The sequence below is a fragment of the candidate division KSB1 bacterium genome, from assembly GCA_034521575.1.
Classification (GTDB): domain Bacteria; phylum Zhuqueibacterota; class Zhuqueibacteria; order Residuimicrobiales; family Krinioviventaceae; genus JAXHMJ01.
Genome location: JAXHMJ010000002.1, coordinates 1 through 15,278, shown reverse-complemented (window position 1 = coordinate 15,278; position 15,278 = coordinate 1). Strand labels below are relative to the sequence as shown.

At 48.9% G+C, this 15,278-nt stretch carries 17 protein-coding genes and 2 pseudogenes; 8 read left to right on the top strand and 11 right to left on the bottom strand.

Annotation, left to right across the window (positions count from 1 at the left end; all coding sequences use genetic code 11):
• Positions 1-6: 6 nt before the first annotated feature.
• Positions 7-1,647, top strand: a complete 1,641-nt coding sequence (locus U5R06_02615) for a T9SS type A sorting domain-containing protein (protein MDZ7721731.1) — start codon at positions 7-9, stop codon at positions 1,645-1,647.
• A 48-nt stretch (positions 1,648-1,695) separates the two neighbouring features.
• On the opposite strand, the gene U5R06_02610 is transcribed toward U5R06_02615, so the two are convergent.
• Genes U5R06_02610 through U5R06_02580 form a run of 7 tightly spaced genes read right to left on the bottom strand, consistent with a single transcriptional unit; the run spans position 1,696 to position 8,314 of the window.
• Entirely contained in the window at positions 1,696-2,901 is a 1,206-nt protein-coding gene (locus U5R06_02610; GenBank protein ID MDZ7721730.1) for an MFS transporter, read from the bottom strand.
• An 8-nt stretch (positions 2,902-2,909) separates the two neighbouring features.
• A complete protein-coding gene (locus U5R06_02605; GenBank protein ID MDZ7721729.1) occupies positions 2,910-3,737 on the bottom strand; it encodes a phosphatidate cytidylyltransferase in 828 nt (275 codons plus the stop codon).
• 14 nt (positions 3,738-3,751) lie between these two features.
• On the bottom strand, positions 3,752-4,165 hold the full coding sequence (locus U5R06_02600; protein MDZ7721728.1) for a septal ring lytic transglycosylase RlpA family protein: 414 nt from the start codon (positions 4,163-4,165) through the stop codon (positions 3,752-3,754).
• 14 nt (positions 4,166-4,179) lie between these two features.
• Positions 4,180-4,770, bottom strand: a complete 591-nt coding sequence (locus U5R06_02595) for a nitronate monooxygenase (GenBank protein MDZ7721727.1) — start codon at positions 4,768-4,770, stop codon at positions 4,180-4,182.
• The gene (locus U5R06_02590) at positions 4,742-5,092 is read right to left on the bottom strand and encodes a hypothetical protein (protein ID MDZ7721726.1); all 351 of its coding nucleotides are present in this window, start codon (positions 5,090-5,092) and stop codon (positions 4,742-4,744) included. The genes U5R06_02595 and U5R06_02590 overlap by 29 nt, the downstream gene beginning before the upstream one ends.
• Positions 5,085-5,867, bottom strand: a complete 783-nt coding sequence (locus U5R06_02585) for a dihydroorotate dehydrogenase electron transfer subunit (GenBank protein MDZ7721725.1) — start codon at positions 5,865-5,867, stop codon at positions 5,085-5,087. The genes U5R06_02590 and U5R06_02585 overlap by 8 nt, the downstream gene beginning before the upstream one ends.
• 5 nt (positions 5,868-5,872) lie before the next feature.
• On the bottom strand, positions 5,873-8,314 hold the full coding sequence (locus U5R06_02580; protein ID MDZ7721724.1) for a tetratricopeptide repeat protein: 2,442 nt from the start codon (positions 8,312-8,314) through the stop codon (positions 5,873-5,875).
• A gap of 759 nt (positions 8,315-9,073) precedes the next feature.
• Here U5R06_02580 and U5R06_02575 point away from each other — a divergent pair.
• The 7 genes and pseudogenes from U5R06_02575 to U5R06_02545 all read left to right on the top strand — a co-directional run bounded on the left by U5R06_02575 (position 9,074) and on the right by U5R06_02545 (position 12,336).
• Complete coding sequence (locus U5R06_02575) at positions 9,074-9,226, top strand: hypothetical protein (GenBank protein ID MDZ7721723.1); 153 nt, start codon at positions 9,074-9,076, stop codon at positions 9,224-9,226.
• 109 nt (positions 9,227-9,335) lie between these two features.
• Positions 9,336-9,785 (top strand): response regulator, encoded by a 450-nt coding sequence (locus tag U5R06_02570; GenBank protein MDZ7721722.1) that lies wholly within the window; start codon positions 9,336-9,338, stop codon positions 9,783-9,785.
• 156 nt (positions 9,786-9,941) lie between these two features.
• Positions 9,942-10,386, top strand: a pseudogene (locus tag U5R06_02565) (response regulator).
• On the top strand, positions 10,373-10,777 hold the full coding sequence (locus tag U5R06_02560; protein ID MDZ7721721.1) for a response regulator: 405 nt from the start codon (positions 10,373-10,375) through the stop codon (positions 10,775-10,777). The pseudogene U5R06_02565 and the gene U5R06_02560 overlap by 14 nt, the downstream one beginning before the upstream one ends.
• Positions 10,778-10,801: 24 nt before the next feature.
• Positions 10,802-11,038 carry a hypothetical protein gene (locus U5R06_02555; protein MDZ7721720.1) on the top strand — a complete coding sequence of 79 codons (237 nt, stop codon included), beginning with the start codon at positions 10,802-10,804 and terminating at the stop codon, positions 11,036-11,038.
• A 142-nt stretch (positions 11,039-11,180) separates the two neighbouring features.
• The gene (locus U5R06_02550) at positions 11,181-11,627 is read left to right on the top strand and encodes a histidine kinase dimerization/phospho-acceptor domain-containing protein (GenBank protein MDZ7721719.1); all 447 of its coding nucleotides are present in this window, start codon (positions 11,181-11,183) and stop codon (positions 11,625-11,627) included.
• Positions 11,587-12,336: an ATP-binding protein gene (locus tag U5R06_02545; protein ID MDZ7721718.1), complete on the top strand. Its 750-nt coding sequence runs from the start codon at positions 11,587-11,589 to the stop codon at positions 12,334-12,336. Before U5R06_02550 ends, U5R06_02545 begins: the two co-directional genes overlap by 41 nt.
• Positions 12,337-12,380: 44 nt before the next feature.
• On the opposite strand, the gene U5R06_02540 is transcribed toward U5R06_02545, so the two are convergent.
• The 4 genes and pseudogenes from U5R06_02540 to U5R06_02525 form a co-directional block, all read right to left on the bottom strand.
• Positions 12,381-12,554 (bottom strand): hypothetical protein, encoded by a 174-nt coding sequence (locus tag U5R06_02540; GenBank protein ID MDZ7721717.1) that lies wholly within the window; start codon positions 12,552-12,554, stop codon positions 12,381-12,383.
• On the bottom strand, positions 12,526-13,026 hold the full coding sequence (locus U5R06_02535; protein ID MDZ7721716.1) for a hypothetical protein: 501 nt from the start codon (positions 13,024-13,026) through the stop codon (positions 12,526-12,528). The genes U5R06_02540 and U5R06_02535 overlap by 29 nt, the downstream gene beginning before the upstream one ends.
• Before the next feature lie 27 nt (positions 13,027-13,053).
• Positions 13,054-14,132, bottom strand: a pseudogene (gene selD / locus U5R06_02530) (selenide, water dikinase SelD).
• Positions 14,098-15,159 carry a cysteine desulfurase family protein gene (locus U5R06_02525; protein MDZ7721715.1) on the bottom strand — a complete coding sequence of 354 codons (1,062 nt, stop codon included), beginning with the start codon at positions 15,157-15,159 and terminating at the stop codon, positions 14,098-14,100. Before U5R06_02525 ends, selD begins: the two are co-directional and overlap by 35 nt.
• Positions 15,160-15,278 lie beyond the last annotated feature (119 nt).

The following is a 15,278-nucleotide window of genomic DNA, read 5'->3' as shown; positions in this document are numbered from 1 at the left end:
CCCGACATGAACAAATTATTGTTTTACCTGTTGACAGTCGCCGTTCCTCTGAGCGCACAGCAAAACAGCATGACACGGCAGTATGTTCCGATCATCATCTCTAAATCTCAGAACACGCCGCTGCAGAATCTCGAAATAGACAACTGGACTGCGTATCGCTATGATGCGGCGTCCGCGGAATGGTCCCCTGTGCCGCTGCAATTTGATGATAAAGACGACAAAGACCGATACAATAAAAATGATCAGGACCGCCGCATTGATGACAATGATGAACTTGTGGTCATGCCGGAGGATCTCGGCGATAAAGCCGGTCGCGCTGCATGGCTGTCCGGGGTAGCGGACCAGGACCGCATCGAACTTGCCTTTTCAGACCCTCTGAATGCCGCAGATTCAGGATGGATTTATCTATTCCCCGGAAGCGTCGAAAATCCGACGTCTTATTTCAGCTACGCACCGGCCCCGCCGGAAACACCGGCTGCGGATACGGTAAAAACCGCCGCCTATCATGTGGGACACAACGGACAGGGATGGCTGGATTTTATTTCTCTGGCCAATGATTTTAACACAAACCTGATCGACCGGCTGAAAATACGCCTGGGGGGTGAAAATACCACACTGGGTGTTTCTCCGTATGTGCTGCATGAGAACTATATCCAGAGCGGTGAACCGCCCGTTGAGTTTATTCCGGGACGTGTGCGCGCCTTTCAAAAGGTCAAATCTGAAATCGATTTAAGCGTGTTCAATTTCCCGATCATCGGCAATGTGTCCTCGCCTTATTATTTTCAATATTTTCCTTATTCTTTCGCGACCAGCGCGGAGACCGAGCTGGAGCCGGGTATGCTGGCCTTGTTCGGGCTCAACCTCATTCGTCAGTCCCTGGACCTGTCTCCTGCCGCTTGGGGTATGACCTTTTACTCGGCCGCCAATTCGGAGGGACTGCGGATTGACGGCAGTCCGGATCAGGTCGATGCAAGCCTGCCCGAAGCGCAGACCTACAACTGGATCATGAGCAGCGGCCCTCAGGGGACGATCATCGTGATGTTTGATCTGCCGGAGATTTCACTGGCGGACACAGAGCTTTATTATCAGGACGATAAGACAGCAGTTATGGCAAAGGACAGCACGCAGGATACCGGCGACGGAGAAGCCTGGGGCGATATGGGCATCTGGGTGCGCGCTACAGGTGACGCGATCAAACTGAACGCCAATCTGAACATATCATTTATCGGTTACCTGATCCCGGAAACGGATCAGAACAGCGGTTTTGCCGAACAAATTGTGGAATGGCAGACCCATCCAGTGACCCTGACCGCCAGACGGCAGACCTTTTCCACGAGCCGCGTCGCGGAGCGCTCAAACAAACCGGATCAGCACAGGGTTATCTCAATGGTCCCGAACCCCTATACAACAGGTAAGAGCGGCCGCATCGTTTTAGATCTTCCGGACCGGGAGGATATCACAGTTTCTATCATGAATATTCTCGGACAGCATGTCAAATCCTGGGAGATACAGAATTCAGCAGCGCAAACCCAATTGATCTGGAACGGACTCGACGAACGGCGTCAGCCGGTTGTTCCCGGAGTTTATATCGTGCATGTCACAACTGAAACGGGACGCTTTACGCAAAAATTCGCGGTTGTCAGATAGAAAAAAATGTATAACATGCCGAATTGATTGTGAAAACGAGGGCGTGAATCAGGACGAATTGGTGAGTACCCGGTGTTTGTTCAGAAAAACAAGCACAATACTCCCGCTGGTCAGTATAATCAGAGCCGCAGTGAACAAGGCATAGCTGAGGCTGAAACGGTCTTTGATCAGCCCGATCACCGGTCCGGCCAGCGCAAATATCATACGTCCGGTCATATTACTCACCGAAATTACAGTGGCGCGTTTGTCCGAAGAAACCATCTGATTGATATAGCTTTTCATCACCGGGCGATTGATACCGCGAACAAAATAAAAAATAAACAGCACCGGTATTGCCCAGAGCGTTTGGAACAATCCGGCCAGAATAAATCCGATGGTCATCAGGGGAATTTGCAGCAGCAGAATACGCCGGCGTCCCAATTTTCGTTCAATACGATAAGCGTACATAGAAAAAATACCAACGGAAAAATTGAGCGCCGCCCACACGACCCCAAACAGGGACAGGGGCAACCCGCTTTCTTTTAGATAGGGCTGGATGAACCAGACCATAGTCAGGGTCGAAGCGCCGGTGACAGACGCATAGAATATCAGCCATTTGAGCACCTTATTCTCATGCAGAGAAAACCGGACAATCTGCAAAATACTATTCCAGTTTCCCTGCGACGCATCCCAGCGGTGCCGCTCAGGCTCTACCAGAGTTAACGCCAGAGGAATGGTCATCAGCATGAATGCGGTCTCGAGGTAAAACGGGGTACGCAAACTGACAGCGGCCAGCATTCCGCCGATAATGGATGCCGCAGTCTCTGAAAAATTGCAGATCGAGGAACACCGCCCCTCAATCTTTGGATACTCGGCTTCCCGTCCCAGCTGCGCCAAAGTATCATACACCAGGGCAGAATCGGTACCGGAGATAAAACTCGCTCCCAGACCCAAAACCAATTCGGCTGCCAGAAACCCCCAAAATCCGAATGAAAAGCTGTATATCAGAAATCCGCAACTGCCGAGTATACACCCTAAAACAACAGTGAGTTTCCGGCCCATCACATCAGAAAAATAGCCGGAAGGGATCTCGAATAATACAATGGCAATGGAAAACAGAGACTGCAGAATCATGACCTGAGTCTGATCCAGACCATTGTCATAAAAGAAAATAACCAGAATGGGAATGATGAACATCATCCAGCGCAAACTGAGCAGCACATAAATTTTGGGCAGATTTGCGCTGACGCTCTTGCTCAGCAATACAGAACGCATTGTATTCTTTATCCGAATACAATAAACTTGAGAAAGAGATAGACCACCGGAGTGGAGATCAGCAGACTGTCAAACCGGTCCATGATACCGCCGTGTTCCGGAAGCAGAGAGGAAGAATCCTTGACACCGGCATCACGTTTGAACATGGATTCGAACAGATCGCCGTATTGGCCGAATGTTCCGACAATCCCGCCGATGATCAACGAGTGAACCAGCAAAAGCCCGTCGATAAACCAGACATGACAGAGCCAGGCTGTGAGTACGCTGAACACAAATCCAAACACAGAGCCTTCAACCGTTTTATTGGGACTGATCCGGGGCATGAGTTTATGCTTGCCCAGAATAGAGCCGAGCACGTAGGCAGCGGTGTCGCAGACCCAGGTCGACAGGATAATCATGATCAGCCACTGTCCCGCTTCAACATAGTCGACCCCGATCCGGAACGGCATCTGCCGAATCAGGATAAAACTTCCGAATAAAAACGCAAACAATATACTGTTAAACAACGACACTGGAGTGTTTAACAGCGGTGATCCTTTTTCTCGGTAGAGCTGTGTGAACAGAATAACGATCGTACCCGCAATGACGACCGGCACGACCAGCGCAGGCTGATAATACAAAACCGTTACGACTGAAAGAGCCAGAATTTCACTGGAAATCAGTTCACCCCAGGCGCCTTTATAACCGGCAAGCCGATTGAATTCCCACACACTCAAGGCTACAACAGCGAGCAGAAAGCTTAGGAGGTAAAATTTTCCAAACCACATCACAGCGATAATCAACGGGCCGAAAATCACAGCGACCAACAGCCTGATGAGAAAAGATTGTTTGTTCACAGCATCTCCCGGTTTTATTTGGCAGGTTTGACGATTTCAAGTTTAACTTTTGTTGTGCCTTGCTTGATAAAATCCAGATATTTTGCCGCAGCCAAAGAGACATCGATAATCCGTCCTTTGATAAAAGGTCCGCGATCTACAATTTCGAGATCCATCCGTTTCCCGTTGCCGAGATTGGTAACCCGGACCACGGTTCCGAACGGCAAATTCCGATGTGCTGCAACCCGTTCATGCATATTATAGATCCGGCCGCTGGCGGTACGTCGGCCATGAAACTTGTGAGCATAATAAGAAGCGATACCTTCCTGCTTCCAGCTTTTATCGTATTTCACAATGGCCATCGCCTGGCGGGTCGGCGCAGGCGAAACCTGAACATGCGAAGCCGGCGCCCATGCGCCGCAACTGACAACAAAGCAGCCCAGAACCACAGCAAATCTTTTTTTCAGGTTTGCAAAGAGCCGATAATGTCCGCAATGGCATTTACGTTTTGATTTTCGCAATAGTCGATCAATCCCTTTTTGATCTTGATGGTGATATCGGGTTCGGCAAAATTGGCGGTTCCGATCTGAACGGCTGAAGCGCCGGTAATGAGAAATTCCAGAGCATCCTGAGCGCTGCTGATGCCGCCAATGGCAATAACCGGAATGCTTAAATGCTGAACCAGCTCATAGACTTTGGCCAGAGCCATCGGTTTAATCGCCGGTCCGGAATAGCCGCCGATCACGCGATTGAGTTTCGGCCGTTTTGTTTTGATATTCACAGCCATTCCAAGAAAAGTATTGACGGCAGAAACCGCGTCAGCCCCGCCCGACTGTACAGCCAGTCCGATTTCATGAATATGGGTGACATTCGGAGTCAGTTTGGCGATCACCGGACGCCGGGTTTGTTCCACCACACAGCGAGTCAGGCGTTCGGCGACAATCGGATCGGAACTAAAGCTCAATCCCCCTTCTTTAACATTCGGGCAGGAATAATTCAGCTCGTATGCTGCAATGCCGGGCACCTCATTCAAGCGTTCTACAGCAGCGTACAAACCCGTCTTCCGTTTTGCCGGCAATATTGACAATGACCGGTGTTTTCAATTGCTGCAAAAACGGCATTTTTTCGCTGATAAAACGCTCAACCCCGTCGTTGGGCAATCCGATTGAATTCAGCATGCCGGCGCTGTATTCCACAATTCGCCGGGGCGGATTCCCCGGACGCGCATCCGGTGTGACGGTTTTGGTCACAATTCCGCCCAGTTCGTTCAAATCCATAAACTCTTTAAATTCTTCAGCATATCCAAACGTGCCACTGGCGGTCAGTACGGGATTGCTGAGCTGCAACGGGCCTATTCTAACACTCAAATCAGTCATTGGGCATCTCGATATCCTGGATATTAAACACCGGACCGTCCTTGCAGGCCAGTGCATATTCTTTGCCGTTCTGAGGGTGCTTTAGGCGAACCACACAACCCATACAGGCGCCGAATCCGCAGCCCATAACCGTTTCTACGGAAACCTGGGCCGGAACGGCATATTCCGCAGCCAGTTGAGCGGTACGCCGCAACATGCCTGATGGACCGCAGGCGTAGATCATTCTGCCGTCCTGTGAGTTTTGCAGTTCTGATTCCAACAGATCGGTCACCACCCCTTTTGCACCCGCGCTTCCGTCATCCGTGGAAACATTCCACTTGACCTCAGGAGCGGTCTTGATCCGGTATAACGATTCGATGTTGGCAGCGCCGTAAAAAATTGTGATCTCGGTATCCCGGGGCAATGTTTGAACCAAAAAAGCAAACGGAGCAATCCCCAGCCCGCCGGCGACGATCATGGCTTCTCTGAGGTCCTGTGGCACCTCAAAATGATTCCCCAGGGGACCCAGGCAGTCGAGCTCATCATTCTTTTTGGCGCGTCCCAGAATGCGTGTTCCCTGTCCGACGATATTGAATAACAGATCAAAGGTTCCCTGTTCCGAATCCACATTATGGATACTGAACGGCCTGCGCCAAAACACATCCGGACAATGAGGCACTCTGACCTCGACAAACTGCCCCGGCATCGCCCGGTTTGCAAGTTCGGGATAATACAAACGCATCAACAGGTTATGGGGTGCAATCTGTTCATTGGACAGGACGCGGGCTTTGAACATAGTTTTCAAAAGATATCCTCAACGCAGTTTTTCGGGTATTTTTTCAAGGATTTCTTCGGCGCCGCTGTCGAATCCGGCGCCGGCGTTTTCGATTCAGTAGCAGAGTCCGGTGTGGTGGATGTTGTATCTATATCAGATTCAGTCTGAGCGGCTGAATCCGGCAGCACCGGGGTCTGGGCGACACTGTCAGATTCCGCAGCGTCCTCGTTTCCAAGCAATGCGTTGACCGCACGCACAGAATCCTGCTGCTGCGGGGTAAGCGAATCTCCGGGCTGAGCCATCAGAGAATCTCCTCGGGCCACTGCCAGTGAATCCTGTTGCGCCACCGAGAGTGAATCGCCGGTTTGCACAGTGAGTGAATCTTTCGCCAGCGCGGCCAGTGAATCCGATTTTGCCGCCTGAATAGAATCCTGTTTTTGTTTTTTCAGAAACTGCTCCACAGCAGCAAGACGATCTTTTACGTTTCCGGTATATTGAGAATCGGGATGTTTCTCAATCAGTTCCTGGTACAAACTCATCGCCCGCTCATTATTGAACAGGGTGTTTTCGTAATGCCAGGCTTTGGCATAGAGCGCTTTTTCCGCATAAGCAGATTTTGGGTAATGGCTCATAAGCGAATCCCACACCGCAAACGCGCTATCCACTTTGGAGTCGTAAACCAGCTGTTCACCGCGTTTAAACAGGACATGTGCGGAATCCACTTTTTCAGACTCGAGTTCAATACCGAGCTTTCGGCGCGCCCCCTCGGCGTGCTCAGTATCCGGATATTCCTCAACAATATGCTCAAGAAGATTTTGCGCACGGCTTGTGTCTTCCAAGCTGGTATTATACAGATAAGCCAAACTATAGAGCGCCCGAACCGTCAGTGAGGTATCCATCGAATCGGTCACCACGCGAGTGTAATACTTGATTGCCGAGTCCGGTTTTTCAAAGCTGAAATACAACACCTCGGCCAGGGAGAGATATTTACTCGCCAGAGTGCGTTTTTTCTCTTCTTCCTTTTGGCGTTCCTGCTCAGCCAGTGCAGCGCTGTCCAGCTCTACCGGTGCGGTTTCAAGGCTGTCTGCGGCCAGAGAATCGGCCCCGGCGGCATTCAAGCGTGCCTGCTCGGCTTTTGCCATGCGCCGGCGTTCCCGTTCTTCTTCGCTCAGATCGGTCAAAGATTCGGGGGGCGGACGGTCCCGTCCCGAATAATTCACCCACATCCCGTCAGGACTCAGGTCAATGGGGCCGTCATCCTCGCGGCGTTCAGAGTCACCTTCTGCTGTTGAATCCTGCTCTACTTTACGGCCTTTAAGTTTTGCAATCTCGTTGCGCAAATCCAAAAGCATCCTGATATTATCCGAGCGCTCTTTGGCTTGAGGCGCAATCAGAGAACTGGAAAACTCGCTTCGGACCATATCATAATGCTCTTTGGCATGTGAATAGTCCTGATTGATAAACTCTTCGATCTGTCCCAATGCATAATACGCGCGCGCGGATGCATCTGTACGCTGGTGTAAATCGATGATCTCATTGTACCATTTTATTGCTTCTTCCAGATCGCCCATTTCACGGTAGACATGCGCCAGCTCCAGTTTAGTACGCGGAATTCGCTTTTCTTCATACTCGCGGGACAAGAGCTCCTGAAAAATATCTTCCGCCTTTTCATAATCTTCAAGATAAACAAAAGTCCGACCCAGCTTGAACATGGACTGCAGCTGGAAATCCTCATTGGGCGCCTCTTTCATGGCATCCCTGAACAGTTTGGGCGCCTTTTCGTATTCTTCTTGCTGAATATAACATTCTCCCAGCCTGTAATAGGCCAGGGTTCGATACAATTTATTTTCTGTGGATCTTATCGAATGTTGATAATTTTCTGCAGCCTGTTCATAATTTTCCTGATCATAATACAATCCGCCCAATTCGTAGCGGGCGGCATCACGGGTTTCTTTGGGAAGATCCTTGTCGGAAGCCAAAAGCAACAGACGTTCTTTGGCTTTTTGATATTCTTCCAGACCCATAAAAGATTTTGCGTACAACAACCGGGCTTCCGGGATCAGTTCACTTTCAGGATAGATATTGAATATTTCATCAAATTTACGCTGTGCTTTTTTGTATTCCTGCCGGTAAAAAAAACATTTGCCCAGCATCATCAGCGCATCATCCACGTAACGGCTGTCCGGATAAAGTTCAAGAACCCGGGATGAACGCTCGATCGCCTTTTGATAGCTCTGCATCTCCTGCCGGGAGGGTTTATTTCGAACATCCCGGCCGGTTTGCCCCTGTTTGCGCAATTGAGCCCGCTCTTCCGCAGACAATTCAACAATGGAAACTTTTTCGCGTTCCTGACGTGCCTTTTCAGCTTCTTTATAGAACTGTTTCGCATTATAAAACGTATTATAGTACGCACATTGCGAGAAAAGCACCATCAACAAAATAGGGAATATAATTTTAAGGAATTTCATAATGTACAATTTTTGGACATGTTTTTGTCTTTAAATGGATTGACGTCTAAAAAGTTCCAAAAACAAGGTAAAAAGACCATAGCAAAGAATCAACACATTTTACTGTTATTGCTGTTATTTATCGGTGCAAAAAAACAGTCCGGGCTATCGCTTTATAACAGCAGGACTTTTCAACATCGAAAAATCATTGATTTGAAAAAGTTAGTTTGTACCCTGACAGATGAGAAGTAGAGTCGACATTGATGTAGGCCGACGAGATCGTCGGCCATCTGCCTGAGCGCACAAAATAGACGTGCACCGCAGCATTGAATTTCAGCGCATGCTGCCGTAACGATTTATCCTTCGGAGCTGTTTGAGAGTTTTGAATCACGGATCAGATTTTGGTTTTTTTTAAAACGTGCGGTACGGGTTCCGGATAATTAGAATGTGAACGGATTGGCAAAGCGGCCAATCGAGTGTGGCAGAGTTTTTGTGGTACAGCTCCAATGCTGTGCGACAAATGCAAGGGGCAGGACACAGCCTTTTCAGGAGAGCGCCGGCCTCGTCGCACAATTGGGGAATTGTACGACGAGGCCGGCATATGCAGTGCATCATCTGAAATATTGCCGCGCCGTGGCCTGCGAATGATTTGCTGCCGCCAGACGCTGGACCATTTAGGATCGGCATTTTAACGTTCCGACCTTACGACTTTACTTTTTTCTTGTATTTACCTGAAATATCATTAAATTACGTTATGTTTATCATGAAAAGGAAGGTACAATGGCAAAAATAGTAACCGTAGAAGAACCATTACGAGAAAAACTGGGAGCCAAAGCATCCGAGAGCCTGATTCATTTGATCAACAAAAATCAGGAAGAGCAAAAGCACGAAATGTTGGAGTTTGTGAAGAAGAAATATAATTGCTTTTTCTAAAACATTTTCAATATAATAATAAAAGTATATATATTATTTTAAACATTTAATCTTTCATGCCCAAAAGCAGTTCCAACCCGATGAATCTATTCTTAACAGGAGATCATACATGTCCGATGGCGATTTTGCAAAGTGTATTGAAATATTACTGATTGAAGACAATCCAGGCGATGTAGGTTTAACAGAAGCAGCCCTTGAAGAAAATAAAATGCGAAACCAGTTGCATGTGGCCAAAGATGGTGAAGAAGCCATGCAATTTCTGTTTAAACAGGATAAATTCAGTGACGCTCCCCGTCCGGATTTGATCATATTGGATCTGAATATGCCCAAAAAAGATGGACGTGATGTGTTGAAGGAAATAAAAACAAATCCTGATTTAAAAAAAATACCCGTCGTTATTCTGACATCATCCAAAGCTGAAAAAGATATTATTAAAAGCTATAACCTGCACGCCAATTGTTATATTAAAAAGCCTCTCGACTTTGAACAATTCATTCAAGTCGTACAATCAATTGAACACTTTTGGATGAGCATCGTCGTATTGCCCGAGAGCGAATAAGCCGACATCGAGGATCAGACCGTGCTTTGGTTCATGTTCAGGCCGTAAACAAAAAACAGGTTTACATCTCATTTTAGGAATTTTATGAAACAAATACGCCCGGTTCAATCGTTATAGTAGCAGGTACTGATCATGAAAGATGCGACCTACGATTAAATTTCCCATTCTCATTGCATCGAAGACAATCCGGGTGACGAATTACCTGATTCCAAAAAGCCTTTAATGAATGGAAACACATACCTCTTGTCCATGTTGTCCGCAACGGTGAAGACGCCCTCGATTTTCTTTATCACAGAAATCAATTTACCAACGCCCCGCGACCGTTACTCATCCTTCTGGATCTGAATCTGCCCAAACGAAACGGCTGGGATTTGCTCGAGGATATTAAAAACGACCCGGAGCTCAAGACCATCCCGGTCATTGTGTTTGCCACATCCGCGAATCGTGGAGACATTCAATAGAGCATACAGCCTGCACGCAAATTGTTATATCAACAAACCCATCGATATTGATCATTATTTCGCGAGTCATTCGATCGATTGAATTGTTTTGGAAAGACACGGTGATTTTACCAAACGAGGACGAGCATGACGCATCATAACATACTTATCGTAGAAGACAATCCGGGGGATGTGGAGCTGATTATTGAAATGCTGGACGAATTGCCGTCAATGGACCTGGATATTGAACGGGTGTCCCGGTTATCCGAGGCTCTGGAGACAATGTCAAAGCAGCATTTTGATATCGTTCTTATGGATTTGGGACTTCCGGACAGTTCAGGTCTGGATACTCTTCGAAAGCTCTTGCGTCGACGACCCAATGCCGCGGTTGTGGTCATCACCGGTCTGGCGGACAATGAAACCGGTCTCGAATCTCTGAAAAGCGGCGCCCAGGATTATCTCGTCAAAGGATCAATTGACAGTGATTTGCTCAACCGAACTATTTCTCACGCCATCGAACGCAAACAGGCCGAAATTAGCGTTAAAAAATGAACAAAAGACCATTATACACTACTGATGAATAGAGCATTCCGAATCTTGATCTATTTCAAGGATATAAAGTTCAGATACACCCGTATCAATGCAGCTATGGGCACAAAACTGCAGCTTTCCTCACCCGGAGACGCAGTCGAAAAAACAGACTTTGATTTGTTTCCCGAATTCCAGGCGGAAAAGAAGCGAGCGCAAAAGACGAGCAGAAAATTGTTGAAACCGGAAACGCTCTCATCAACAAACCTGGAAAGTTCAGCGTGAACCACGAGGAGCATTATTTTCTGACCACCAAGGCGCCAATCAAAAAAATAACAACGGTGAGATAACCGGCATCGTAGGGATATCACGGGATATTACCCGTTACCAAAAAGCCGAGGAAGAAAAAGATCGCCTTCAGGAAGAGGTGCACCAACTGGAAAAATTAAAAACCATCGGGACGCTGGCAGGCGGAATTGCCCACGAGTTCAACAATCTTTTAACTCCCATTTTGGGATATACCGATATGGCGCTGGACAGTCTTGATCCTGATAACGCACTCTATCCTGATCTCCAGCAAGTCTATAAAGCTGCAGAACGGGCAAAAGACCTGGTGCAGCAGATGCTGACATTCAGCCGCAGTGAGGATAAAGATAAAAAGCCGCTTGAATTGCAGTTGATCACAAAAGAAGCGCTGAAATTGCTAAAAGGCTCCATTCCGCCGAATGTGGACTTTAAACAGAACATTGACGTCAACTGCGCCCCGGTGCTGGCCAATCCTTCACAGATCCAGAAACTGGTGCTCAAATCTGTGTACCAATGCGGTTCAGGCCATGCAGGATCATGGCGGGACACTGGGTATAACTTTATCTGAACAAACCGTGACCCTGGAACAGGCAAAGATTTACCCTGATCTCTCAACACAAACTTTTGTGGTGCTTAAAGTCAGCGATACCGGCCCGGGAATGGACTCGTCGACCGTTAAACGGATTTTTGAGCCGTTTTTTACCACAAAAGCGCCCGGCGGCGGCACCGGTATGGGACTCGCTGTGGCGCACAGCATTGTGAAAAGCCTTAACGGAGAAATCATCGTAGACAGTAAACCCGGCCGGGGAACTTTTTTTGAGGTTTATTTTCCCCCGGCCTCCCGGCACAAAGAGCAGTCGTCCGAGTCTCACTCTCAGCATTTTCCAGATCACAGATCTGTAAGAATCATGGTGATAGATGATCAGCCCTCTGTGGCGGATATGGTGGGAAAAATGCTGCAGAAACTCAATTATGAAACAGATGTCTTTTACGACAGCGAAACAGCCGTAAAAACGCTTCAAGATCACCCGGATCAGTATCAAGTGATTCTGACGGATTACAGCATGCCGGGGAAAACCGGACTGGACGTGGCAAAAGAGGTCAATGCCATCAAACGCATCCCTGTTTTTCTCATGACCGGCTATGGCGATGAAATTACGCGAGATTTGGAAAACTATCCGAATATTTACGACACATTGAAAAAACCGATAAAAATCGGCAAACTTGCAGAAACCGTAATCGTGGCGTCCAACCCGGGCGGAACCGAAAAAAAGTAATAAAAACAGGCTCTCTATCCCGGTTCACACAAATCAAAAAGGATTCAGTCGTTGCCGTTTGTGAGGGTCTGTAATTTCGAGATGATATCCTTGATACGGTCAGGTGACAAAATTTCCAGTTCACCCCATATCACACCTTCGCGCATAATGGTCGTGCTGCACTGCCGGACAAAAACTTTGTATTCGTCATCATCCAGCGCTTTGTTGATTTCCCACAACAGGTCTGCTGCTTTGTGAAATTCCTGTTTTTTTCCCCAGGGTCAGAAACACAAACTGGCTTTCCAAAAGCCCCATCACCGCTTCGCGGATTTTCTTTTGTGTGAGTGACAAAACGGCCAGATTAAACCGGGTTTCCGCCATACCGCTGATATCCTTGACCTGCTCTCGCGCCTGCATGGATTGAATATAATATTGATAGGCCTGCTCATCATCCTGTTTTAGCTGGTATATTGATCCCAAATCATTGAGGACCTTGCCCTGGCCTTTGTAATTCTTCATACTTTGATACAGCTCCAATGCCCGCCGGGCGTATTCCAACGCATGATCGGTTTTGTCCAGATTTTTATATTCCCCGCTCATGCGAGTGAGTGCATCCGCCTGTAATGTCCGATCCTCATTCTGCTGCGCTGTTTCCAATTCATTCTCTAAACGGTTCAAAGCAGATTGGTTGCCATTATTCTGCTGGGGCATGCAAACCTCCGGTTACACATAAAAATCCTAAATTATTTTAATCCGGCCGCTTCCTTTGCCTGTAACAATTCCAACGTGCCAGGCGCGCCCCTTTTCATTCAAGGCCTGCAGCAGCGAGTGTTCCTGTTCCGGCACCGCGAACAGCAATCCACCTGAGGTTTGTGCGTCAGCCAAAAGCAATTTCAGTGCCGGAGAAACAGACGAGTTCCAGTCGATATGGGCCTCTACATAATCCAGATTCGAACGCGTCCCGCCCGGCACTATGCCGGCCTCGCATAGTTCGAGCGCTTGCGGCAGCAATGGAATTTTATCAGCAAACAGCTCCGCATCCGCCGCACTGGCCTTTAACATTTCCAGACTGTGTCCCAGCAGCCCAAACCCGGTGACATCTGTACAGGCATTGACATGAAAATCAGAGGCGATTTGTGCAGCCTGTTGATTCAATTCGGTCATCGCTTGAATGGCGGCCCGCGCGCTTTGTGTATCGGCAATTCCGCGCTTCATAGCTGTGGTTAATATCCCGGTGCCGATGGGTTTTGTCAAAATGAGCATATCTCCCGGATGAGCGCCGCTGTTCATCAAAATACGATCCGGATGCACGATGCCGCTGACCACCAGGCCGTACTTGGGTTCAGTATCATCTACGGTATGTCCTCCGACAATGGGGATGCCGGCTTGTTCCGCCTTGTCTGACGCGCCCCGCAGTATATCGTTCAACACGCTCATGGGCAGACGGCCGGACGGGAATCCCACCACATTCAGGGCAAAGAGGCGGACGGGCTCCCAGTGGCATAGATATCACTTAGAGCATTGGCCGCAGCAATTTGCCCGAATTCATAGGGATCATCCACAATCGGGGTAAAAAAATCTACGCTCTGCACCCACGCCGTATCCGCATCCAGCCGGTATACCGCTGCATCATCCGCCGCATCCAATCCCACCAAAACATCCGGATGCAGAACCGGAGGCATGGACTGCAGTACAGATTCCAGAGCCTGCGGCCGCAGTTTACAGGCGCAGCCGAGTCCATGCGTATAACGCGTCAGTCGAACTTTTTCCGGTCGAGAGTCATCAGTGACAGTCTCCTGCCCCTGAAGCGCTTTCACCGTACCTGTCCATTTCCTGGATCGCCGTGTTTACCTGATCGCGCGTGGTCATTCGCCCGACCGACAGCCGGATGGTGCCCATTGCCCATTCTGTCGGAACCCCCATAGCTTTTAGAACCGGCGAAACGGCCACCTCATCGGCATGACAGGCAGCGCCGGCAGAAGCAGCTATGGAATTTAGCTGATCCAGAACCGTATTGGCCTCTACGTTCAGGAAACTGACATTCAGGGTATTGGCAAGCCGAAACTCCGGGTGTCCGTTGACGCGCATATTCGCAATGCGCTCCTGCAGTCCGGTTTGCAGCAGATCTCGCCATTCGCGCAAGCGCTCCGACTCGGGCTCACCGTCTTCCTGTATCAATTCGCAGGCGCGACCGAGTCCGACAATTTCGGGAACATTTTCCGTACCGGCGCGCAGATTATGTTCATGATCCGCGCCGTGAATTTGCTTCTGCAGCCGGGTGCCGCGCTTGATATACAAAGCGCCCACGCCCTTGGGCGCGTAACACTTGTGTCCGGCAAGCGACAGCAAATCGATCTTTAATTCAGAAACCCGGACCGGTATTTTCCCCACGGACTGAGCGGCATCGGTATGCATAACGATATCATGTTGATGTGCCATGTCAGCAATATCAGCAATCGGCTGAATCGTGCCCACCTCATTGTTGGCATGCATAATCGATATCGTCGTGCCCGGCCGGATTGCTGTTTCGACATCATGGGGATCCACACGTCCGTATTCATCCACAGGGACATAGGTTACCTCGTATCCCTCGTTCTGCAGATACCGGCAGACCTGCATCACCGCCGGATGTTCGATTGCCGAGGTGATGATATGTTTTCCCCGTGACTGCAGCGACCAGGCAATGCCTTTGATGGTCAGATTATTGGATTCGCTCCCCCCGCTGGTAAATACAATTTCATCCGCATCGCAATTTAGCAGCGCCGCTACCTGTTTTCGGGCGGTTTCGACCGCTTTGCGCGCCTGAATACCATACCAATGCGAGCTGGACGGATTGCCGAACAAAGAATCCGAGAGAACGGCAGCATCGCCTCTTTGACCCGGGGATCGACCGGCGTCGTTGCGTTATAATCCAGATAAACAGAGGGCATTTCACTTGCGTTTTTCAACATAACTCTACTGGA